Here is a 23,778-nt window from a genome sequence, read left to right on the forward strand (position 1 = left end):
GCTGGGCGCCGCCTTCTTTGCCCTCCCCATTTCTAGTCACGCCGGGGGCTGTGGTCCTCCTTTTTAACCCAACTTCAAGCGTCTGCTTTTGACAACGCCCAGACCGGCGCTGGCGGGAGAAATGCTTGGTTGCTCAAGTACCTTGCTGCTAGCATTGAAGCGAGCTGTTAAGTTTCGTTGCATGACTCAAGAATTAAGTTACAGGGGGACGCCTTGATCGAAGTGGGGTCGTTATTCAGTCGCAAGGCTGTCCCGTTGTTGGGAGTGGACGTGAGCTCCTCCAGCGTCAAGCTGGTGGAGCTGGGACGTGACAGTACTGGCAAGCTGGTCCTGGAGCGATGCGCCATTGAGCAGCTCGAGCGTGGATGGGTTACGGACGGCAACATCGAGAAATTCGATGAAGTCGCCGACGCGGTGCGCCGTCTGGTCAAGAAAAGCGGTACCAAGACCAAGAACGTGGCCATGGCGCTGCCGCCATCGGCCGTGATCACCAAGCGCATCAACCTGCCCGGCGGCATGTCCGAGCAGGAACTGGAGGTGCAGGTCGAATCCGAAGCCAACCAGTACATCCCCTTTTCCCTGGATGAGGTGAGCCTGGATTTTTGCGTCATCGGTCCCGCCAAAGGTGCGCCGGACGATGTGGAGGTGCTGATCGCTGCCTCGCGCAAGGAAAAAGTGCAGGATCGTCAGGGCCTGGCCGAGGCGGCTGGCCTCAAGTCAGTGATCATGGACATCGAGTCGCATGCGGCGCGACTGTCGGCCAGCCGTCTGATCCAGGCGCTGCCCGGCAATGGCGTAGACGCCGTGGTGGCGCTGTTCGAGGTGGGCGCATTCACCACCAGCATGCAAGTGATCCGCAACGATGACGTTCTCTATGAACGCGACCAGGCCTTTGGCGGTGCGCAGCTGACGCAGCTGATCGTGCGCCAGTACGGCTTTTCCCAAGAGGAAGCTGAGGCCAAGAAGCGCAACGGCGATCTGCCAGAGGATTACCAGTCCGCCGTGCTGCGTCCCTTCGTGGACAGCCTGTCGCAGGAGATTGCCCGCGCCCTGCAGTTCTTCTTCACCAGCACTCCCTATCACCGGGTGGACCACATCATGTTGGCAGGCGGCTCCGCGCCCTTGGCTGGACTGACCGAGCAGGTCATCAAGAATACGGGCTTTGCCTGCGTCACCGCGAACCCGTTCGACGGCATGGAGATCGGCAGCGGTGTGCGGCTGAAGAACCTGGTGCGTGAGGCGCCTTCGTATCTCACCTCCTGCGGCTTGGCCATGCGGAGGTTCCTGCAGTGATTCTGATCAACCTGCTCCCGCATCGGGAGGCGGCGCGCAAGCGCCGGCGTGAAGCCTTCCAGGCCGTGATGCTGATGTCGGCATTGGTGGGCCTGGCCATTGCCGCCGTCATTTACTGGTGGTTCCAGGTCATGATTGACGACCAGCAGGAACGCAATAACTTCCTGCGCAGCGAAATCAAGGTGCTTGAAAGCCAGATCAAGGAAATCGCCACCATCGAGGCCGAGATCGCAGCCCTGCAGGCGCGCCAGAAGGCCGTGGAGGACCTGCAGTCCGACCGCAACCTGCCCGTGCACCTGCTCAACGAGTTGGTGATGCAGCTGCCCGAAGGCGTGTACATCACCAGCCTGAAGCAGCAGGACCAGGTGGTGACCATGCAAGGCATGGCCCAGTCCAACGAGCGCGTTTCAGAAATGCTGCGCAACCTGGCCAGCAATACACCCTGGTTCTCCAAGCCTGAACTGGTGGAGATCGTCGCGGCCAACGTGGCGCTCTCGCCGAAGGATCAGCGCCGTGTCGCTTCCTTCAATCTGCGCTTCCGGCTGGTTCGTAGCTCCGAGGCGCAGCAGGCCGCCGACGCCGCCAGCGCAGCGGCAGGGAAGTAACAAACATGGCTACGAAGAAAAAAGCGCCCAAGATGGACTTTGCGCGCCTGCAGAACAACCTGCAGGGGCAATTCCAGAATCTAGACCCCAAGGATCCGTCCTTGTGGCCCATCGTGCCTCGCGTGCTGCTGTGCCTGTTCATCGCAGGTGGCGTGGCTGCAGCACTGTGGTTCTTCAAGCTGACCGAGTATGAGGAGCAACTGGCAAGCGAGCGGGCCACGGAGGAGCAGCTGCGTCAGGACTACCAGAAGAAGCTGGTCAAGGCAGTGAGCCTGGACCTGCTCAAGAAGCAGCGCGAACAGGTTCAGCAATACGTCACCCAGCTCGAGAAGCAACTGCCAAGCAAGGCGGAAATGGCGGCGTTGCTGTCCGATATCAATCAGGCCGGTTTGGGCCGAAGCCTGCAGTTCGAGCTGTTCAGGCCGGGTCAGGTCGTGGTCAAGGACTACTACGCCGAGCTGCCCATCGCCATCAAGGTGGCTGGCAAGTACCACGACATCGGCTCGTTTGCCTCCGATGTCGCCAATCTCTCGCGCATCGTCACGCTCAATAACATCGCTCTTGCGCCCTCCGCAAGAGATGCAGCGGGCGGACTGACGCTGGAAGCCACGGCACGCACCTTCCGTTACCTCGATCCCGAGGAAATTCAAGCCCAGAAGGCTGCAACGCAAAAAGCAGGCGCGAAGAAATGATGGGTTCTTTGTATAAAGCCGCGCTTTGTGCGGCAGCGCTCACGCTGGCAGGTTGTGGTCCCAGTGGCGAAGATGAATTGCGCCAATGGATGCAGGATTTGCGCGCAACGACCAAGCCGCGCGTAACGCCCTTGTCCGAACCCAAGCAGTTCACACCCCAGAATTACGTGGCGCAGGGGGGCGTGGAGCCCTTCGATCCGCAGAAGCTCACGCAGGTTCTGCGCCGTGACTCCGCGCAGTCGGCCGCCAATGCTTCGCTGATCGCGCCCGAAATGGCGCGCCGCAAGGAGCCTCTGGAGGCCTATCCGCTGGACGCTATGAAGATGGTGGGCAGTATGAACAAGAGCGGCACGCCCACCGCGCTCATCAGCGTGGACAAGCTGCTGTATCAGGTACGCGCCGGCAACTACCTGGGCCAGAACTACGGAAAGATCACAGCCATCAATGAAACCAACGTCCAGCTGCGCGAGATCGTGCAGGACTCCTCGGGCGACTGGATCGAACGCATGGTGACGCTTGAATTGCAAGAGGGAAGTGGGGGGAAGAAATAATGATTCGAATCAAGACAGGTCTGCAGCAGCGCCTCTGGGTGGTGGCCATTGCCCTGGCCACCACCTTGGGCGCCGGCGCAGCGAATGCACGCCCCAGCATTGAATCCGTTTCCGGCTTCCTCCAGGGGGGATCGGAAACGCTGCGCATTGAGCTGTCGGAACCCATCGCCGAGCCGCCGCCGGGCTTCGCCACGCAAAGCCCGGCGCGTATCGCACTGGACTTTCCCGGGGTGGGCAACGCCACGGGCCGATCGCTGATCGACATCAACCAGGGCAACGTCAAGTCCGCCAACATCGTCCAGACGGATGAGCGCTCACGCGTCGTGCTCAACCTCAAGCAGCCCACGTCGTATCGCGCCGAGGTACAGGGCCGTACCGTGGTGGTGGTGCTGGATGCGGTGACGGGTGGCGCCCTGGTGCCCAGCGCGCCGCGCACCGTCTTTGCCGAAAGTCACAACGCGGACGTACTGCCGCTCAAGGATCTGGACTTCCGCCGCGGCACCGATGGTGCTGGCCGTGTTGTCGTCGCACTGGCCAGCAACCAGGTCGGGGTGGACCTACAGCAGCAAGGCAAGGGCCTGGTGGTGGAATTTTTGCGCTCGTCGCTGCCCGAGGGCTTGCGCCGCCGCCTGGACGTGTCCGACTTCGGCACGCCCATCCAGACCATCACCGCCACCCAGCAGGGTGAGCGCGTGCGCCTGTCCATCGAGCCGGTTGGCGAGTGGGAGCACAGCGCCTACCAGAGCGACAGCCAATTCGTGGTGGAAGTGCGTCCCAAGAAGGTGGACCTGAACAAGCTGTCTCAGGGCCCGCATTACACGGGCGAGAAGCTGTCGCTGAACTTCCAGAACATCGAAGTGCGTTCGTTGCTTCAGGTGATCGCGGACTTCACCAACTTCAACATCGTCACCTCGGATACGGTCACGGGCTCCCTTACCCTGCGTCTCAAGGATGTGCCCTGGGACCAGGCGCTGCAGATCATCATGGACGCCAAGGGTCTGGGCATGCGCAAGTCCGGCACCGTGCTGTGGATCGCACCCAAGGACGAGATCGATGAGCGCGTGCGCAAGGACTATGAAGCGGCAGCAGCCATTCAAAAACTGGAACCCACCCGCACGCAGGCGTATCAGCTGAACTACGCCAAGGCGGCCGACATCGTCGCCCAGTTGACGACGTCCAATGCGTCGGGAGGTGGCTCGTCGCAGAACGCCCGCTTCCTGTCCGAGCGCGGCAGCGCGATCGCCGAGCCGCGCACCAATCAGCTGTTCGTCACGGACACGCCCGCCAAGCTGGAAGAAGTGCGCCAGCTGCTGCTGACCCTGGACGTACCCGTGCGCCAAGTCATGATCGAAGCGCGCATCGTCGAGGCGCGTGATTCCTTCGGTCGCTCGCTGGGGGTACGACTGGGCGGTGGCGACCTGCGCGCCAACCGCGGCGGTGACGGTGGCTATGGCATTGGTGGCGGAAATCGACTGGCCCTGGGCACCAATTACGGCAACGCCACCAACTCGGCCGGCTTTGGCGGCAACGTGGACGTGGGCGGCAGTTTCGTGAACCTGCCTGCCTCTCTGTCCAATGTCACGGGGGTGGGGTCGTTTGCACTGTCCATCTTCAATTCCGCTGCCAACCGCTTCCTGACGTTGGAGCTGTCGGCCATGGAGGCAGACGGGCAGGGCAAGATTGTCTCCAGCCCGCGCCTGATCACCGCCGACCAGACCAAGGCGCTGATCGAGCAGGGCACCGAATATCCGTATTCGGTCACAGCACCCAACGGCGCCACCACCATCGCTTTCAAGAAAGCCGTGTTGAAGCTGGAAGTCACGCCGCAGATCACGCCCGAGGGCAACATCATCCTGGACCTGGACGTGAACAAGGATAGCCGTGGCGAGAGCACCGAGCAGGGTGTTGCCATCGACACCAAGCACGTCAAGACCCAGGTGCTGGTGGAAAACGGTGGGACCGTGGTCATCGGCGGCATCTTCGAAATGGAAGAGACCAATCAGGAAAACAAGATTCCGCTGCTGGGGGATGTGCCGGTGGTGGGCAATCTGTTCAAGAACCGGACCAAGGAGTCCTCCAAGCGTGAAATGCTGGTGTTCATCACGCCCAAGGTCATTACTGACCGTGGTCCCGTGCGTTGAGTTTCGTAGGTAGATCAATCATGAAAATTGCAAAGATTTCCATTTTTTCTGCAGTCGTGGCTGCGGCGCTGACTGCTTGTGGCGGCGGCGGAGGGAGCGGGGGAGAATCCAGTGCTCCCTACAACATCACGTTGAGAGCCGACAAGACTCTGTTGCCGGTAAACACGGCCAATATCGGGCCTGGGCAAGGCGTCTATGCGCCTTACTCGACCACGCTGTATGTCAACGCAACAACCGGTGGCAATCCCATTCCTGGGGGCGAAGACATCTTCGGCTGCAATGTCGAGGGCGGGCTTGATACGGGTTCTCTGTATTACCTCGACGGCGACGATGAGCACGTCGAGGAAGTGGACGATGGCAATGGCGGAAAGGTGAAGATTCCCAAGGCCTATCGCAGCATTACCCTGGGCGCCAACTCCGGTGGTAACTCTTTCCATTTCCACGCGGGTAATCAGGCTGGAACGGCAAAGATCACCTGCTCGGTGCAGGACCCCCGCGACAAGAAGAACTACTCGACCAGCGTCAACATCACCGTGGGCGCAGCCAGCGGCAAGGCGGCGAGCATCCGTACCTATGGCCAGTCCAACCGGCTGGGAACGCAGGGGAATTTCAGCAATCTCGCCACCTCCACCGTCGTGGACGTGCAGGTGCTGGACGACGCCGATCAGCCGCTGCCCAACACCACAGTACAGAACGTGCAGGTCAGCCTTCGCTCCACTACGGGTGCGGCCACGGGTGCGCGTCTGATGGCTGGTGGCAAGGACGGCAGCACGCTGTGGGTCAGCACGGTGGGCGGCATCGGCAAGTTCACGCTTTCCAGCGGCTTGAATGAAGGTCCTATCGTCGTGGATGTGCTGGCAGACCGCAGCGACAACGACGTGACCAATGGCATCAAGGATCCGATTGCTGGCGCATTCGTGATCTCGGCCGTGTCGCGCATTGCCCCCGTCCTGGAGCCGTTGGTGATTTCGACTGCAACGATTCCGGCTGCTACCAATGGCCAGCCTTACAGCTATGTGCTTGAGGCTACCGGTGGTCAGGCGCCCTACACCTGGGCTGCTCTCAGCGCCCTGCCGGCAGGTCTGTCGCTCAGCTCTTCGGGCATCATTTCGGGCACGCCCAATGTGAGGATCACGGGTCCTGTCAGCTTCGCGGTGCGGGTGAGCGATGCCGCAGGCAATGTCCGGACAGCCAATTTCACCCTGACCGTGGGTGGCAACGCGGTGGTCGACCCCCTGTCCATCGTGGGCTGCAGCACGGCAGCCAATGCGGCTTGCAAGGTTGCGGACGCGACGCGTGGACAAGCCTTCTCCGGTTATGCCTTCACGGCGGTTGGTGGCTCTGCGACAGGGGAAGTCAAGTGGACCGGCACTGGTCTGCCCACATGGCTCACACTGACCGATACCGGCATCCTGACGGCTGCCGCTGGCGTGCCGGCGGATGCGCAATGCGGCGCGAACGACTTCTTCGTCACGGCTACCAAAGGCACCTCGACGGTGACCAACAAGATCCGCGTCGTTGTGACGGGTACAGGCTGCTGAGCCTATGCTGAACTCTGGCGGAGCCGGCAAGGCTCTGCCTCAGGGGCTCCAGGGCACCGCCTTGGAGCCCTTTTCGTCTGGCAGAACCACTGACTTTATATTCAGCATCATGCAGGCTGACCCGAATCCCACAGTCGTGCGCATCAACCTGGGCGCGCGCAGCTACCCGATCGCTATTGGTAGCGATTTCGCGGCGTTAGCCGCAGGCGCAGCTGGTCTGCCTGCCGGCACCGCTGCATTGATCGTCACCAACGACACCGTTGCCCCGCTTTACAACCAAACGCTGGTCGATAGGCTGGTTGCCCACTATTCCCACGTCCACACCGTCACCCTTCCCGACGGCGAAGAGCACAAAACCTGGCCAACCCTGAACCTGATCTTCGACGCCTTGCTCACCCACGGCTGTGACCGCAAGGTAGTCCTCTACGCCCTCGGTGGCGGCGTGATCGGTGACATGACGGGTTTCGCCGCTGCCTGCTACATGCGCGGCGTGGACTTCGTGCAGGTGCCCACCACGCTGCTGGCGCAGGTCGACTCCAGCGTGGGCGGCAAGACCGGCATCAACCATCCGCTGGGCAAGAACATGATCGGCGCCTTTCACCAGCCGCGGCTGGTGCTTTGCGACCTGTCCACCCTCGACACCCTGCCGGCGCGCGAACTGGCGGCCGGCATTGCGGAGGTCATCAAGTACGGCCCCATCGCCGACATGGAGCTGTTCGCCTGGCTGGAGGCGAACATGGACGCGCTGCTGGCGCGTGAGCCGCAGGCGCTGGCACACGCCGTCAAGCGCAGCTGCGAGATCAAGGCCAGCGTGGTGGGCGCCGACGAGCGCGAGGCCGGCCTGCGCGCCATTCTCAACTTCGGCCATACCTTTGGCCACGCCATCGAGGCTGGCATGGGCTACGGCGTGTGGCTGCACGGCGAGGGCGTGGCGGCGGGCATGGTCATGGCGGCGGAGCTGTCGCGCCGGCTGGGCCTGGTGGACGCTGCTTTCGTGCAGCGGCTGCGCACGCTGACCGAGCGCGCCGGCCTGCCCACGCGCGGCCCGGTGCTCGATGCGCAGGACAACGCCGGCCGCTACCTGCAACTGATGCGTGTGGACAAGAAGGCCGAGACCGGGGAGATCCGCTTCGTGCTCATCGACGGGCCGGGCAGGGCGGTGCTGCGCGCGGCGCCCGATGCGCTGGTGCGCGAGGTCATCGACGCGTGCTGCGTTGCGTGACCGCTTCCTTTACTATCATTTAAAGAGCTGCTCGCGCTTGCTGTATAAGGGCTAGAAGCCGATTTGACTCAAAACTTGTCACTCGCCCCCTACGCCTGCGACCCGGCCCAGTCGCGCGGGCGCCGCCACGCGGAGCCGCCCGCGCCCACGCGTACCGACTACCAGCGCGACCGCGACCGCATCGTGCATTCCAGCGCCTTCCGGCGGCTGGTCTACAAGACGCAGGTCTTCCTGAACCACGAGGGCGATCTGTTCCGCACGCGCCTCACGCACTCGCTGGAGGTGGCGCAGCTGGGCCGCGCCATTGCCCGCTCGCTGGCGCTGAATGAAGACTTGGTGGAGGCCATCAGCCTGGCGCACGACCTGGGCCACACGCCTTTCGGCCATGCGGGGCAGGATGCGCTCAACGGCTGCATGCAGGGCTTTGGCGGCTTCGAGCACAACCTGCAGAGTCTGCGCGTGGTCGATGCGCTGGAGGAGCGCTACCCCGCCTGGGACGGGCTGAACCTGACGTTCGAGACGCGCGAGGGCATCCTCAAGCACTGTTCGCGGCGCAACGCCGAGCTGCTGGAGGCGCGCGAGCCGCACGGCGTGGGCTGGCGCTTCCTGCACGGGCAGCAGCCCAGCCTGGAGGCTCAGCTGTGCAACCTGGCCGACGAGATCGCCTACAACGCGCACGACATCGACGACGGCGTGCGCTCCGGCCTGGTCACCCTGGCACAGCTGCGCGAAGTACCGCTGTTCGACCGCTACCGCCACGCCGCGCAGCAGCAGTTCCCGCAGCTGGGCGACGAAGGCCCGGGTCAGCGGCGCCTGCTGCACGAGGCCATCCGCCGCATGCTCAGCGACCAGGTCTACGACGTGATCGATTCCACGCGCGCGGCTCTGGCGCGCCACCAGCCCGCCAGCGTGCAGGACGTGCGCCGCCTGCCGGCCATGGTGTGCTTTTCCGACGGCATGCGCGAGCAGTCGCAGGCGCTCAAGCAGTTCCTGATGCGCTCGCTGTACCGCCATCCGCAGGTCACGCAGACCATGGACGCGGCCAAGCAGGTGGTGCAGGAGCTGTTCGACGCGTACATGGACGCACCCCAGCAGATGCCGCCTGCCCAGGCCGATGGCGCCGAGCAGGGCGACCTGCAGCGGCGAGCACGCACCGTGGCCGACTTCATCGCCGGCATGACCGACCGCTATGCGCTGCGCGAGCACGAGCGCATCACCGGCCAGCGCCTGCTGGGGTGATTGCGGCGTTTCCTAGAATTGGCGGCCTACGCACGCCCGCCGGTGTGCCCACGCCGCAAGGCCTGCCATGACAACCGAACACCCATCCCCCCCGACCTACGAACCCGCGCGCGACGATGCCGTCGTCGTGCAGGACATGGTGCGCTGGCTCGAGCGTGCCGTGATCGACCTGAACCTGTGTCCCTTCGCCAAGGGCGTGCACACCAAGGGCCAGATCCACTACGTGGTCAGCCACGCCGACGACGCGCGCGGGCTGCTGCAGGATCTGCAACGTGAACTGGAGGCACTGGCCGAGGCGCCTGCCGAGCAGCGCGACACCACGCTGCTGATGGCGCCGCTGGCCATGGCGGATTTCCTGGACTTCAACGATTTCCTGGAGCTGGCAGACGAGCTGGTCGAGGCCATGGACCTGGCCGGCATCCTGCAGGTGGCGTCCTTCCACCCGCAGTTCCAGTTCGCCGGCACCCAGCCGGATGACGTGGGCAACGCCACCAACCGGGCCCCATACCCCACGCTGCACTTGCTGCGTGAGGAAAGCATCGACCGCGCGGTCGAGGCCTTCCCCGAAGCCGAAGAGATCTTCGAGCGCAACATCGAAGTGCTGGAAAAGCTGGGTGCCGACGGTTGGAAGGCCCTGGACGTGGGTGCGCGCTGCCCTGTGCACCACAACGCGCCCAGCAGCAACGGCGGCGGCAAGGCATGAGCCGGGCACAGCGGCCACAGCAGCAGGGCCACGGCCGGGGTGCCACACCAAAGCTTGGCGTCGCTGGCATCGGGCAGGATGCCGCCGTGCTGGCCGAGTTGCGGCCGGGACAATCCATTGAGCTGCTCAAGGAGCTGCACATCCTGACCCGCGAAGGGCGGTTGAACCAGGATTCGCGGCGCAAGCTCAAGCAGGTCTACCACCTGTACCAGTTCATCGAGCCGCTGCTGGCCGAGCTGTCGGCCGACGGCCACGCTCCCTTGCTGGCTGACCACGGCGCGGGCAAGTCGTACCTGGGCTTCATCCTGTATGACCTGTTCTTCAAGCAGCTCGGGCGCGGCGAGATCTACGGCATCGAGTGGCGCGCCGAGCTGGTGCAGCGCTCGCGCGAATTGGCCGCGCGCTTGGGCTTTGAGCGCATGCGCTTTCTCGACATGTCGGTCGCGGACGCCGCCACTGCCGCGCAGGTGCCGCTGCGCTTCGACATCGTGACGGCGCTGCACGCGTGCGATACCGCCACCGACGATGCCATAGCCTTCGGCCTGCAAAAGCAGGCGCGTGCCATGGTGCTCGTGCCGTGCTGCCAGGCCGAGGTGGCTGCCACATTGCGCCAGAACAAGGCATTGAGCCTGTCGCGCACGCCTCTGGCCGAGCTGTGGCGCCACCCCATCCACACGCGCGAGATGGGCAGCCAGATCACCAACGTGCTGCGCTGCCTGCACCTGGAGGCCTCCGGCTACCAGGTCACGGTGACCGAGCTGGTGGGTTGGGAACACAGCCTGAAGAACGAACTGATCCTGGCGCGCTACACGGGCCAGAAAAAGCGCAGCGCCGCAGAGCGCCTGGCGGCGATCCTGGACGAGTTCGGCCTGCGCCAGAGCCTGTCCGCGCGCTTCGGCCTGTCCGCCTGACGGCAGCCGGCCACTCAACCGGCCCCTTGGGCTCTGACTCCAAAAATTGCCAAAAATTGGGGTCGGATTCCAATTGTTCCTACCATGGGCACTCTTTGCACCTGACCAGGAGCACTTGCCATGGCCCGCCTGCCTCGCCTCACCGTCCCCGGCTATCCGCACCACATCATCCAGCGCGGCAACAACCGCCAGATGATCTTCAAGGACAAGGCTGACTACGAGCGCATGCTGGCGCTGCTGGCCGAACAGGCGCGGCAGTGCAAGGTGGCCATCCACGCCTATGTGCTCATGGGCAACCACCTGCATCTGCTGGCTACGCCGGAGACGACAGAGGGCCTGCCGCGCATGATGCAGGCCGTGGGGCGCAGCTACGTGCGCTACTTCAACCGTCGCCACCAGCGCACGGGCACGCTGTGGGAGGGGCGCTACCGCTCGACCATCGTGCAGTCCGAACGCTACCTGCTCGCCTGCATGGCCTATGTCGACCTGAATCCCGTGCGCGCGGGCCTGGCCGGCCGTCCGGTGGACTACCCCTGGTCCAGTCATGCGCACAACCTCGGCCTGCGGGCTGATCCGCTCGTCACTCCGCATGCGCTGTACTGGGCGCTGGGCAACACGCCCTTCGCGCGCCAGGCTGCCTATGCCGAACTGGTGAAGGCCGGCCTGGGTAGCCACGAGCGCGAAGCCCTGGGCCGTGCCGCCCATGCCGGCTGGGCGCTCGGCGAGCCTGCTTTTATTGCTGCGTTGCAACAAAAAACGGAGCGCCGCGTCGCAAAAAGCCAGGCCGGACGGCCTGCTGCATCTGCTCTGGATTAGGTATAAAAATGGGCTCTATCGCTTAACTGGTGGGCGCTAGAAGCTCCTATTTTTGAACTGTCCCTTATTTAAAGCGCTGCTCTTGAATCCATCTTTAATTGGAATCTGACCCCAATTAATATGCTTGAAGTGCATGGAGTCATGCATTAATCTGCGTCTCCCACGTTTTCTGACTTGAGGAACGCGCCATGACTACGGCCGCCGAAATCCAGCATCTGCAGCAGCACGGGCTGTATGCATCCAGCAATGAACACGACGCCTGTGGCCTGGGCTTCGTGGCCCACATCAAGGGTGACAAGCGCCACGACATCGTCACCGGCGCGCTCAAGATCCTGGAGAACCTCGACCATCGCGGCGCCGTGGGGGCGGACAAGCTCATGGGCGACGGCGCGGGCATCCTGATCCAGATCCCCGACCGGCTGTACCGCGAGGAGATGGCGGGGCAGGGCGTGGAGCTGCCTCCGGCCGGCGAGTACGGCGTGGGCATGGTCTTCCTGCCCAAGGAACACGCCTCGCGTCTGGCCTGCGAGCAGGAGCTGGAGCGCGCCATCAAGGCCGAGGGCCAGGTGCTGCTGGGCTGGCGCGACGTGCCGGTGAACCGCGCCATGCCCATGTCGCCCGCCGTGCGTGACAAGGAGCCCATCCTGCGCCAAGTGTTCATCGGCCGCGGGGCCGACGTGATCGTGCAGGACGCGCTGGAGCGCAAGCTCTACGTCATCCGCAAGACGGCCAGCGCCGCCATCCAGAACCTCAAGCTCAAGCACAGCAAGGAGTACTACGTCCCCAGCATGAGCAGCCGCACCGTGGTCTACAAGGGCCTGCTGCTGGCCAACCAGGTGGGCGAGTACTTCCTGGACCTGGCCGACGAGCGCTGCGTCTCGGCCATCGGCCTGGTGCACCAGCGCTTCTCGACCAACACCTTTCCCGAGTGGCCGCTGGCCCACCCGTATCGCTACGTGGCGCACAACGGCGAGATCAACACCGTGCGCGGCAACTACAACTGGATGCTGGCGCGCGAGGGCGTGATGGCCTCGCCCGTGCTGGGCGAGGACCTGAAGAAGCTCTATCCGATCAGCTTCGCCGGCCAGTCCGACACCGCCACCTTCGACAACTGCCTGGAGCTGCTGACCATGGCCGGCTACCCCATCAGCCAGGCCGTGATGATGATGATCCCCGAGCCGTGGGAGCAGCACGAATCCATGGACGAGCGCCGCCGCGCGTTCTACGAATACCACGCCGCGATGATCGAGCCCTGGGACGGCCCGGCCTCCATCGTGTTCACCGACGGCCGGCAGATCGGCGCCACGCTGGACCGCAACGGCTTGCGCCCCTCGCGCTATGTGGTGACGGACGACGACCTGGTCATCCTGGCTTCCGAGGCCGGCGTGCTACCCGTGCCCGACAGCCGTGTGGTGCAAAAGTGGCGCCTGCAGCCCGGCAAGATGCTGCTCATCGACCTGGAGCAGGGCCGCCTGATCGAGGACGACGAGCTCAAGGCGAACGTGGTCAACACCAAGCCCTACAAGCAGTGGATCGAGAACCTGCGCATCAAGCTCGACGACGTGAAGGGCGAGGCACAGCCGCTGCCCGCGCCGACGCTGCCGCTGCTGGAGCGCCAGCAGGCTTTCGGCTTCACGCAGGAGGACATCAAGTTCCTGCTCGCCCCGATGGCGCAAAACGGCGAGGAGGGCATCGGCTCCATGGGCAACGACAGCCCGCTGGCCGTGCTGTCGGACAGGAACAAGCCCCTGTACAACTACTTCCGCCAGATGTTCGCGCAGGTGACCAACCCGCCGATCGACCCCATCCGCGAGGCCATCGTGATGAGCCTGGTGTCCTTCGTCGGCCCCAAGCCCAACCTGCTGGACATCAACCAGGTCAACCCGCCTATGCGGCTGGAGCTGCAGCAGCCCGTGCTGGACTTCGAGGGTATGGCCCGGCTGCGCCAGATCGAGCGCTTCACGCACGGCAAGTTCAAGAGCGCCACCGTCGACATCACCTACCCGCTGGCCTGGGGCAAGCAGGGCGTGGAGGCCAAGCTGGCCTCGCTGTGCGCCCAGGCCGTGGACGAGATCAAGGGCGGCGCCAACATCCTCATCATCAGTGACCGCAACCTGTCGGCCACGCAGGTTGCCATCCCCGCGCTGCTGGCCCTGTCGGCCATCCACCAGCACCTGGTGCGCACGGGCCTGCGCACCACCACCGGCTTGGTGGTGGAGACCGGCACGGCGCGCGAGGTGCACCACTTCGCCGTGCTGGCCGGCTACGGCGCCGAGGCCGTCCACCCCTATCTGGCGCTGGAGACGCTGGCCGGCCTGCACCAGGAGCTGCCCGCCGACCTGTCGGCCGACAAGGCCATCTACAACTACATCAAGGCGGTGGGCAAGGGCCTGTCCAAGATCATGTCCAAGATGGGCGTGTCCACCTACATGAGCTACTGCGGTGCGCAGCTGTTCGAATGCGTGGGCCTGAACGCCGACACCGTGGCCCAGTACTTCACCGGCACCGCCAGCCGCGTGGAGGGCATGGGCGTGTTCGAGATCGCCGAGGAGGCCATCCGCAACCACCTGGCTGCCTTCGGCGGCGACCCGGTGCTGGCGCAGATGCTGGACGCCGGTGGCGAATACGCCTGGCGCGTGCGCGGCGAGGAGCACATGTGGACGCCCGACGCCATCGCCAAGCTGCAGCACAGTGCGCGCTCGGGCAGCTTCAGCACCTACAAGGAATACGCGCAGATCATCAACGACCAGTCCAGGCGCCACATGACGCTGCGCGGCCTGTTCGAGTTTCGCTTCGACCCGGCGAAGGCCATCGCCGTCGAGGAGGTCGAGCCCGCCAAGGAAATCGTCAAGCGTTTCGCCACCGGCGCCATGTCGCTGGGGTCGATCTCCACCGAGGCGCACGCCACGCTGGCCGTGGCCATGAACCGGATCGGCGGCAAGAGCAACACGGGCGAGGGCGGCGAAGACCCGGCGCGCTATCGCAAGGAGCTCAAGGGCATTCCCATCGTGCAGGGCGAAACGCTGGGCTCCATCATCGGCGCCGACAAGGTGGCCAGCGACATCGCGCTGCAGGACGGCGACTCGCTGCGATCCAAGATCAAGCAGGTGGCCTCCGGCCGCTTTGGCGTGACGGCCGAATACCTGTCGTCCTCCGACCAGATCCAGATCAAGATGGCCCAGGGCGCCAAGCCCGGCGAGGGCGGCCAGCTGCCCGGCGGCAAGGTGACCGAGTACATCGGCCAGCTGCGCCACAGCGTGCCCGGCGTGGGTCTGATCAGCCCGCCGCCACACCACGACATCTACTCCATCGAAGACCTGGCCCAGCTCATCCACGACCTGAAGAACGTGGCGCCGCACGCGGACATCTCGGTCAAGCTGGTCTCCGAAGTCGGCGTGGGCACCATCGCCGCCGGCGTGGCCAAGTGCAAGAGCGACCACGTGGTCATCGCCGGGCATGACGGCGGCACGGGCGCCTCGCCCTGGTCGTCCATCAAGCATGCCGGCAGCCCCTGGGAGATCGGCTTGGCCGAGACGCAGCAGACCCTGGTGCTGAACCGCCTGCGCGGGCGCATCCGCGTGCAGGCCGACGGACAGATGAAGACCGGGCGCGACGTGGTCATCGCGGCGCTGCTGGGCGCGGACGAGGTGGGTTTTGCCACCGCGCCGCTGGTGGCCGAGGGCTGCATCATGATGCGCAAGTGCCACCTGAACACCTGCCCGGTGGGCGTGGCCACGCAGGACCCGGTGCTGCGCGCCAAGTTCTCGGGCAAGCCCGAGCACGTGGTGAACTTCTTCTTCTTCGTCGCCGAGGAGGTGCGCCAAATCATGGCCCAGCTGGGCCTGCGCCGCTTCGACGAGCTGATCGGCCGCACCGACCTGCTGGACACGCGGCGCGGCGTGCAGCACTGGAAGGCCCAGGGTCTGGATTTTTCGCGCCTGTTCGCCCAGCCCCTGGTCGAGCCCGGCGTGGCCCGCTTCCACCAGGAGCACCAGGACCACGGCCTGGCCCGCGCGCTGGACGTGCGCCTGATCGAACGCTGCCAGCCTGCCATCCAGCATGCCGAGAGCGTGCGCATCATGGAGGCGGTGCGCAACGTCCACCGCTCGGTGGGTGCCATGCTGTCGGGCGCCGTCACGCGCGCCCATCCCGAGGGGCTGCCGGATGACAGCATCCGTATCCACTTCGAGGGCACGGGTGGGCAGAGCTTCGGCGCCTTCCTGTGCCGCGGCATCACGCTGAACCTGACGGGCGAGGCCAACGACTACACCGGCAAGGGCCTGTCGGGCGGGCGCGTCATCGTGCGGCCCAGCCACGAATTCCGCGGCGACACGGCGGCCAACACCATCGTCGGCAACACGGTGATGTTCGGCGCCACCAGCGGCGAGGCCTTCTTTGCCGGCGTGGCCGGCGAGCGCTTTGCCGTGCGCCTGTCGGGCGCTACGGCAGTGGTCGAGGGCGTGGGCGACCACGGCTGCGAATACATGACCGGCGGCACCGTCGCCGTGCTGGGCCGCACGGGCCGCAACTTCGCCGCCGGCATGAGCGGCGGCGTGGCCTACGTCTACGACGAGGACGGGCGTTTTGCCTCGCGCTGCAACACCGCAATGGTGCGGCTGGAGCGCGTGCTGCCGGCGCACGAGCAGATGGCCAGCAGCGACCGGGGCCACTGGCACCGCGGGCAGACCGACGAAGAGCAGCTCAGGAAGCTGCTGGAGGACCACAGCCGCTGGACGGGCAGCCGCCGTGCCCGCGACATCCTGGACAACTGGGCCGCCTCCCGGGCCCGCTTCGTCAAGGTCTTCCCGTCCGAGTACCAGCGCGCCCTGGCCGAGATCCATGAGCGAAAAGTGCTCGAAGAGGGCGCCACGCCTGCGCCAGCAGCTATCGAAAAAGAAGCAGTGGCAGCGGCCGTGCCGGCCAAGTGAGCGCAACGCGGACACCACGATCACCACAGGACACACGCATCATGGGCAAGACCACGGGTTTCATGGAATACGAGCGCATCGAGGAGGGCTACGCCCCGCCTGCCGAGCGCGTCAGGCACTACAAGGAGTTCGTCATCGGACTGGACGAGGCGCAGGCCCGGATCCAGGGGGCGCGCTGCATGGACTGCGGCACGCCGTTCTGCAGCAACGGCTGCCCGGTGAACAACGTCATCCCCGACTTCAACGACCTGGTGTACCGCCAGGACTGGCACGGCGCCATCGGCGTACTGCACAGCACCAACAACTTTCCCGAGTTCACCGGCCGCATCTGCCCCGCGCCCTGCGAGGCGGCCTGCACGCTGAACATCAACAGCGCCCCGGTGGGCATCAAAAGCATCGAGCACGCCATCATCGACCGGGCATGGGCCGAGGGCTGGGTGCGGGCGCACCCGGCGGCGCGCAAGACGGGCAAACGCGTGGCCATCGTCGGCTCCGGCCCCGCAGGCCTGGCGGCGGCGCAGCAGCTGGCGCGCGCCGGCCATGCCGTGACGGTGTTCGAGAAGAACGACCGCGTGGGCGGCCTGCTGCGCTATGGCATTCCGGACTTCAAGCTGGACAAGGCGCACATCGACCGGCGCGTGCAGCAGCTGGTGGCCGAGGGTGTGGAGCTGCGCACCGGCGTGCTGGTGGCCGAACCGCAGCGCGGCCTGGGGCAGGACTCCAAGGTCACCAACTGGGCCAGCGAGGTCATATCCCCGGCGCAGCTGCAGGCCGAGTTCGACGCCGTGCTGCTGGCCGGCGGGGCCGAGGCCTCGCGCGACCTGCCCGTGCCCGGACGCGAGCTGAAGGGCGTGCACTTCGCCATGGAGTTTTTGCCGCAGCAAAACAAGGTCAACGCCGGTGACAAGCTCAAGAGCCAGCTGCGTGCCGACGGCAAGCACGTCATCGTCATCGGTGGCGGCGACACGGGTAGTGACTGCGTAGGCACCAGCCGCCGCCACGGTGCGGCCAGCGTCACGCAGTTCGAGCTGATGCCCATGCCGCCGGAAGTCGAGAACAAGCCCCTGGTCTGGCCCTACTGGCCGACCAAGCTGCGCACCAGCTCCAGCCACGAGGAGGGCTGCGGGCGCGAGTTCGCCATCGCCACCAAGGAGTTCCTCGGCAGCAAGGGCCGGCTCACGGGCGTCAGGACCGTGCAGGTCGAGCTGAAGGATGGCAAGTTCGTCGAACTGCCCGGCACCGAAAAAGACCATCCCGCCGACCTGGTGCTGCTGGCCATGGGCTTCACCAGCCCCGTGCCTGCCGTGCTGCAGGCCTTCGGCGTGGACACCGACGCGCGCGGCAACGCCCGCGCCAGCACCGATTTCACCGGCGGCTACGCCACCAGCGTGCCCAAGGTCTTCGCCGCGGGTGACATGCGCCGGGGCCAGTCGCTGGTCGTCTGGGCCATCCGCGAGGGCCGCCAGGCCGCGCGGGCGGTGGACGAGTTTCTGATGGGGCATTCGGACCTGCCGCGCTGAAGGGGCAGGGCCAAGCCGTCAGGAGGCGGCTTGCGGACGGTGCGGGAAAGCACCGGTCGCGCCGCGCGGCGTGCGCCTTACAGTGTTTCCACGGTTTTTCCGCCCCGGCCCGCGCGTTCGGAGCGCCCAACTTCCCAGGAGACACGGCCCATGCCAATCCACGGTTTCTCGCTGCGCCGCAGCTTCATGTGCACGCTGGCCGGCTTGGCCGCGGCCTGCACGCTCGGCGCGCACGCCCAGCAGCCCGCCTACCCGTCCAAGCCCGTGCGCATCGTGGTGGGTTTTTCCGCCGGCGGCACCACCGACATCGTGGCCCGCCTGATGGCGCAGGAGCTGACCGAGTCGCTGGGCCAGTCGTTTGTGGTGGACAACCGTCCCGGTGGCGGCAGCAACATTGCCACCGACCTGGTGCGCCAGGCCCCGGCCGACGGCTACACGCTGCTGTTCGTTGCCGTGACCAGCACCATCAACCAGACCCTGTACCCGAACGTCAAGTTCGACCTGATGCGCGACTTCGATGCCGTGGCGCTGGGCGCCAAGGTGCCCAACATCCTGGTGGTGAACCCCAGCGTACCGGCCAAGACCGTGCCGGAGCTTGTCGCCTGGGCGCGCGCCCACCACGACACGGCCGCCTACGCCTCGTCGGGCAGCGGCACCTCCATCCACATGGCCGGTGAGATGTTCAAGGTGCGCACGGGCCTGCAGACCCAGCACGTGCCCTACAAGGGCAGCGCCCCGGCCATGACCGACCTGATCGGCGGGCAGGTGCATTTCATGTTCGACAACATGCCCTCGGCCTGGCCGCACGTGCAGTCCGGCAAGCTGCGCGCGCTGGCAGTGACGACACGCAAGCGCTCGCCTTCGGCGCCAGATGTGCCGACCATGGAGGAAAGTGGCATTGCGCCGTTCGACGTGACGTCCTGGTTCGGCCTGCTCGCGCCCAAGGGCACGCCGCCGGAGATCGTCGCGCGGCTGAACAAGGCCATGAACGAGGCCTTCGACAAGCCGGCCGTGCAGCAGGCCTATGCCAAGCTGGGCGCCGTGGCCGAGAAGAACACGCCACAGGACTTCGCCCGTTTCATCGACGCTGAAGTCAAGGGCTGGGCGCCGGTGGTCAAGGCCTCGGGCGCACGGGTGGACTGAGCGGCGCAGCGGCGCGCCCCGAGCGCTGGCCGGCCGCCTGGCTGCAAAGGTGGGACAATTACGGGTTTGCCCGGGCCCCAGGGCCCGTTTTTCCTGTTCCTTTTCCACCTCCTTACCTTTGCATCCCATGAAGAAGTTTGCTGCTGTCGCCCTGCTGACCCTCGGGGCCGTGCTTGCCGGTTGTTCCAAGCAGGAGCCGGCCACGCCTGCCGCTGCCGCGCCCGAACCCGCTCCCGCCGCCGTGACGAAGATCGTCGTCGGCCTGGACGACAACTTCCCGCCCATGGGTTTCCGCGACGACAAGAACGAGCTGGTCGGCTTTGACATCGACATGGCCAAGGAGGCCGCCAAGCGCCTGGGTCTGGAGGTCGAGTTCAAGCCCATCGACTGGAGCGCCAAGGAGGCCGAGCTGTCCGGCAAGCGCGTGGATGCGCTGTGGAACGGCCTGACCATCACCGAAGCGCGCAAGCAGAACATCGGCTTCACCGCGCCCTACATGGAAAACCACCAGATCATCGTGGTGCCCGCAGGCTCGGCCATCAAGACCAAGGCCGACCTGGCCGGCAAGGTGGTCGGTGCGCAGGAAGGCTCCAGCGCCGTGGACGCCGTGAAGAAGGAAGAGGAAGTCTTCAAGTCCCTGAAGGAGCTCAAGACCTTCGGTGACAACGTGACAGCGCTGATGGACCTGTCCACCGGCCGCCTGGAGGCCGTGGTGGTCGACGAGGTGGTGGGCCGCTACTACGTGGCCAAGAAGCCCGACCAGTACGCCGTGCTGGACGACAACTTCGGCACCGAGGAGTACGGCGTGGGCGTGCGCAAGGACGACACCGAACTGTTGGCGAAGCTGGACAAGGCCCTGACCGAGATGAAGGGTGACGGCGCCGCCGCCAAGATTGCCGAGCAGTGGTTCGGCAAGAACATCATTAAATAAGGCACAACCCCCTGTGTCGCTGCGCTCCTTCCCCCTTCTCTCGAATTGCTGCGCAATTCGGGAAGGGGGACGACGCCGGCGCCGCGGGGCGGCCCTTGCGCGGCGTCCGCTGGTTTGGCGTGTGCCGGTTGCTGGGCGCGCGGGCGCTGCGAAGCGCTGAGCCGTCCTGATTCATGGACTACGTTCTTTCTCTTTTTGCGCCGCTGGCGCAGGGCGCGGCGGTCACGCTCAAGCTGTTCGCCATCACGCTGGCGCTGGCCCTGCCGCTGGGCCTGGCGCTGGCGCTGGCGCGGCTGTCGCCCATCAAGGCCCTGTCGGGCGCGGTGAATGGCTATATCTGGCTCATGCGCGGCACGCCGCTCATGCTGCAGATGCTGTTCATCTACTTCGCGCTGCCCTTTGTGCCGGTGGTGGGCGTGCGCCTGCCGGACTTTCCCGCGGCGGTGGCGGCCTTTGCGCTGAACTACGCGGCCTACTTCGCCGAGATCTTCCGCGCCGGCATCCAGTCGGTGGACCGCGGCCAGTACGAGGCCGCCAAGGTGCTGGGCATGAGCTACCCGCAGACCATGCGCCGCATCGTGCTGCCGCAGATGGTGCGCACCATCCTGCCGCCCATGAGCAACGAGACCATCACCCTGGTCAAGGACACCTCGCTCATCTACGTGCTGGCCCTGAACGATCTGCTGCGCGCCGCGCGCGGCATCGTGCAGCGCGACTTCACCACCACGCCCTTCATCGTCGCCGCCGCGTTCTATCTGTTCATGACGCTGGTGCTGACCTGGGGCTTCCAGCGCCTGGAGCAACGCTATGCCAAGTTCGACCAGTGAGGCCGGCGCGCCGCAGCTGATGATCGAGGCGCGCGACGTGAAGAAGCGCTTCGGCAGCCACGAGGTGCTGCGCGGCATTTCGCTGTCCGTGCGGCGCGGCGAGGTGGTGGCGCTGATCGGCCCCTCTGGCTCGGGCAAGAGCACCTTTCTGCGCTGCCTGAACCACCTGGAGACCATCGACAGCGGCCATGTGGCAATTGCCGGCGATACCCTGGCCACCACCGACGCCCAGGGTCGCTGCGTGTACGTGCCCGATCCGCAGCTGCGGCGCATCTGCGCGCGCACCGGCATGGTGTTCCAGCACTTCAACCTGTTCCCGCACCTGACGGTGCTGGAAAACCTCATCGAGGCGCCCATGGTGGTGCAGGGCCTGGCGAAGGGCGCCGCCATCGCCCGGGCCGAAGAGCTGCTGGACAAGGTCGGCCTGGCCCAGAAGCGCGACAACTACCCCGGCCGCCTGTCCGGCGGGCAAAAGCAGCGCGTGGCGATTGCCCGCGCGCTGGCCATGCAGCCCGACGTGATGCTGTTCGACGAGCCCACCTCGGCGCTCGACCCGGAGCTGACCGGCGAGGTGCTGCGCACCATGCGCGAGCTGGCCGACGGGCGCATGACCATGCTGGTCGTCACGCACGAGATGGGCTTTGCACGCGAAGTCGCCAATACCGTGGCCTTCATGGACCAGGGCGAGCTCATCGCCGCCCGCGCGGCACGCGAATTCTTCGCTGACCCCGGCCACGAGCGCGCCCGGGCCTTCCTGAACCACATGCTCTGAGAGCGTATTTACGATCTCCGCGCGGGTGTGCAGTCGCGACCTCGGGCGCCCTGCATCGTTGCAAATCCTCGCGATAGCACGAGCTATCGCTGCGGTTTGCGCCTCGCAGTCCATCCCGATTCGCATCCCGCACCCCTTCGCGCGGAAATCGTAAACACGTTCTTACCGACGCGGCCGGCCAGCCGCGGGTGGCATGATGGCCCGCATGCGTGCCTGGATCGACACCCACGTCCACCTGGACGAATTCATCCACCACGGCGGCGCCGCGCATGCCGATGCCGAACGCCGGCGCGCCGCGCAGGCCGGTGTGGCGCATTGCGTGCTGCCGGCGGTGGAGCGTGCCAACTTTGCCGCCGTGCGCGCGCTGGCCGAGCGGCATGGCGACAGCTACGCCCTGGGCATCCACCCGCTGTTCACCCGCAACGCCGGCGATGGCGACCTGGCGGCGCTGGAGCAGGAGCTCATCCAGCGCGCCGATGACCCGCGCCTGGTGGCTGTTGGCGAGATCGGGCTGGACTACTTCGACAAGTCACTGGATGACGCGCGCCAGCAGCACCTCTGGCGCGAGCAGCTGCGCCTGGCGCGGCGCTTCGACTTGCCGGTCATCGTGCATTCGCGCCGCTCGGTGGACCAGATCCTGAAGGGCCTGCGCGCGCTGCCAGTGCGTGGCGGCATCGCCCACGCTTTCAACGGCAGCGAGCAGCAGGCGCGCATGCTGATCGATATGGGCTTCAAGCTGGGCTTTGGCGGCGCCGCCACGTTCGATCGTGCCCACCAGATCCGCCGGCTGGCTGCCAGCCTGCCGCTGGAGGCCCTCGTGCTGGAGACCGACGCGCCGGACATCCCGCCGCACTGGCTGTACGTGACGGCCGCCGAGCGCGAGGCTGGCGTGCCGCCGGCGCGCAACAGCCCGGCCGAGCTGCCGCGCATCGGCGCCGCCATCGCCCAGCTGCGCGGCATGCCCGTGGACGAGCTGGCTGCCGCCAGCCACGCCAACGCCTGCGCCGCGCTGCCGCGCCTGGGCGCGCTGCTGGCGCCATGAGGTTTTGGGGTGTTTTTGGCCTCCAGCGCCCCCCAGTCAAGCGCTGGCAGCTATTAAATTGATAGTTCCGCGATCCGCTACCCTACGAAGCCCGTATTTTCTGGACCACGCCTTGACCCGCAAGAAGAACCCCGCCCCAGCCGAACTGCCCGAAGTCAGCGTCTCCGACGACGGCGAGGTGCGCCACCTGCACCTGGGCACGCCCTGGATCCAGGGCTCCATGCGCATTGCCGAGCCGTTCGCCATCGAGCTGGAATACGTGCAGCGCATGATGGCCTGGCTGCTGTTCGTGCCGCCCGAGAGCGTGTCCAAGCGCAACGCCATGCAGCTGGGCCTGGGGGCCGGGGCCATCACCAAGTTTTGCCACAAGGCACTGCGCATGCGCACCACGGCCGTCGAGCTGAACCCGCACGTGGTGGGCGTGTGCCGCGCCTGGTTCAAGCTGCCGCCCGACGGCCCGCGCTTGGGCGTCGTGCTGGCCGACGCGGCCGAGTACATCCGCCGGCCGGAGCTGGCCGGCACCGTGGACGCGCTGGCCGTGGACCTGTACGACCACGAGGCCGCCGCCCCGGTGCTGGACAGCGCCGAGTTCTACGCCGACTGCCGCGCGCTGCTGACCGATGACGGCTGCCTCACCGTCAACCTGTTCGGCCGCGCCAGCAGCTACGAGCGCAGCCTGGCGCAGATGGCCGAGGCCTTCGGCGAGCAGGCCCTGTGGGCCTTCAAACCCACGCGCGAGGGCAACACCGTGGTGCTGGCTCAGCGCACGCCCAGCCGACCCAAGCGCACCGAGCTGCAGGCGCGTGCCGAGCACATCCAGGCGCGCTGGGACCTGCCCGCCACCAAGTGGCTGCGCGTATTCAAGCCCGTCGCCGCCTGACATTTCCTCCCAAACCCCGTA

Annotated in this window: 19 protein-coding genes; all 19 read left to right on the forward strand. The window is 66.0% G+C overall.

Going from position 1 to position 23,778, the window contains the following annotated elements; genetic code table 11:
- Nucleotides 1-213: 213 nt before the first annotated feature.
- The gene (locus RT282_RS04085; protein WP_313311979.1) at nt 214-1,293 is read left to right on the forward strand and encodes a pilus assembly protein PilM; all 1,080 of its coding nucleotides are present in this window, start codon (nt 214-216) and stop codon (nt 1,291-1,293) included.
- Nucleotides 1,290-1,898, forward strand: coding sequence for a PilN domain-containing protein (locus tag RT282_RS04090; RefSeq protein WP_313082198.1), 609 nt, complete (start codon nt 1,290-1,292; stop codon nt 1,896-1,898). Before RT282_RS04085 ends, RT282_RS04090 begins: the two co-directional genes overlap by 4 nt.
- A 5-nt stretch (nt 1,899-1,903) precedes the next feature.
- Entirely contained in the window at nt 1,904-2,590 is a 687-nt protein-coding gene (locus RT282_RS04095; protein WP_313311981.1) for a type 4a pilus biogenesis protein PilO, read from the forward strand.
- Entirely contained in the window at nt 2,590-3,141 is a 552-nt protein-coding gene (locus RT282_RS04100) for a pilus assembly protein PilP (protein ID WP_313312617.1), read from the forward strand. The genes RT282_RS04095 and RT282_RS04100 overlap by 1 nt, the downstream gene beginning before the upstream one ends.
- A complete protein-coding gene (gene pilQ / locus RT282_RS04105) occupies nt 3,141-5,282 on the forward strand; it encodes a type IV pilus secretin PilQ (RefSeq protein WP_313311982.1) in 2,142 nt (713 codons plus the stop codon). The genes RT282_RS04100 and pilQ overlap by 1 nt, the downstream gene beginning before the upstream one ends.
- A 20-nt stretch (nt 5,283-5,302) precedes the next feature.
- Nucleotides 5,303-6,823, forward strand: a complete 1,521-nt coding sequence (locus RT282_RS04110; protein ID WP_313311985.1) for a putative Ig domain-containing protein — start codon at nt 5,303-5,305, stop codon at nt 6,821-6,823.
- A gap of 109 nt (nt 6,824-6,932) precedes the next feature.
- Nucleotides 6,933-8,045, forward strand: coding sequence for a 3-dehydroquinate synthase (gene aroB, locus RT282_RS04115; RefSeq protein WP_313311986.1), 1,113 nt, complete (start codon nt 6,933-6,935; stop codon nt 8,043-8,045).
- 75 nt (nt 8,046-8,120) lie between these two features.
- Complete coding sequence (locus RT282_RS04120) at nt 8,121-9,284, forward strand: deoxyguanosinetriphosphate triphosphohydrolase (protein WP_313311988.1); 1,164 nt, start codon at nt 8,121-8,123, stop codon at nt 9,282-9,284.
- A gap of 67 nt (nt 9,285-9,351) precedes the next feature.
- A complete protein-coding gene (locus RT282_RS04125) occupies nt 9,352-9,987 on the forward strand; it encodes a DUF1415 domain-containing protein (RefSeq protein WP_313311991.1) in 636 nt (211 codons plus the stop codon).
- Nucleotides 9,984-10,898 (forward strand): SAM-dependent methyltransferase, encoded by a 915-nt coding sequence (locus RT282_RS04130; protein WP_313311997.1) that lies wholly within the window; start codon nt 9,984-9,986, stop codon nt 10,896-10,898. Before RT282_RS04125 ends, RT282_RS04130 begins: the two co-directional genes overlap by 4 nt.
- 120 nt (nt 10,899-11,018) lie before the next feature.
- Nucleotides 11,019-11,714, forward strand: a complete 696-nt coding sequence (locus RT282_RS04135) for an REP-associated tyrosine transposase (RefSeq protein ID WP_313311998.1) — start codon at nt 11,019-11,021, stop codon at nt 11,712-11,714.
- Between the two features lie 188 nt (nt 11,715-11,902).
- Complete coding sequence (locus RT282_RS04140) at nt 11,903-16,642, forward strand: glutamate synthase-related protein (RefSeq protein WP_313312000.1); 4,740 nt, start codon at nt 11,903-11,905, stop codon at nt 16,640-16,642.
- Nucleotides 16,643-16,683: 41 nt separating this feature from the next.
- Entirely contained in the window at nt 16,684-18,162 is a 1,479-nt protein-coding gene (locus tag RT282_RS04145) for a glutamate synthase subunit beta (protein ID WP_313312002.1), read from the forward strand.
- 150 nt (nt 18,163-18,312) lie between these two features.
- Nucleotides 18,313-19,305 (forward strand): Bug family tripartite tricarboxylate transporter substrate binding protein, encoded by a 993-nt coding sequence (locus RT282_RS04150; RefSeq protein ID WP_409519448.1) that lies wholly within the window; start codon nt 18,313-18,315, stop codon nt 19,303-19,305.
- A gap of 127 nt (nt 19,306-19,432) precedes the next feature.
- Nucleotides 19,433-20,236, forward strand: a complete 804-nt coding sequence (locus RT282_RS04155) for an amino acid ABC transporter substrate-binding protein (protein ID WP_313312004.1) — start codon at nt 19,433-19,435, stop codon at nt 20,234-20,236.
- A 173-nt stretch (nt 20,237-20,409) separates the two neighbouring features.
- Complete coding sequence (locus RT282_RS04160; RefSeq protein WP_312757912.1) at nt 20,410-21,063, forward strand: amino acid ABC transporter permease; 654 nt, start codon at nt 20,410-20,412, stop codon at nt 21,061-21,063.
- Entirely contained in the window at nt 21,044-21,835 is a 792-nt protein-coding gene (locus RT282_RS04165) for an amino acid ABC transporter ATP-binding protein (RefSeq protein ID WP_313082226.1), read from the forward strand. The genes RT282_RS04160 and RT282_RS04165 overlap by 20 nt, the downstream gene beginning before the upstream one ends.
- Before the next feature lie 205 nt (nt 21,836-22,040).
- Nucleotides 22,041-22,877: a TatD family hydrolase gene (locus RT282_RS04170; protein ID WP_313312623.1), complete on the forward strand. Its 837-nt coding sequence runs from the start codon at nt 22,041-22,043 to the stop codon at nt 22,875-22,877.
- A gap of 112 nt (nt 22,878-22,989) precedes the next feature.
- Nucleotides 22,990-23,757: a spermidine synthase gene (locus RT282_RS04175; protein ID WP_313312007.1), complete on the forward strand. Its 768-nt coding sequence runs from the start codon at nt 22,990-22,992 to the stop codon at nt 23,755-23,757.
- The last annotated feature ends 21 nt before the right edge of the window (nt 23,758-23,778 follow it).

It is taken from the genome of Pulveribacter sp., assembly GCF_032079985.1.
Lineage (GTDB): Bacteria > Pseudomonadota > Gammaproteobacteria > Burkholderiales > Burkholderiaceae_C > Melaminivora.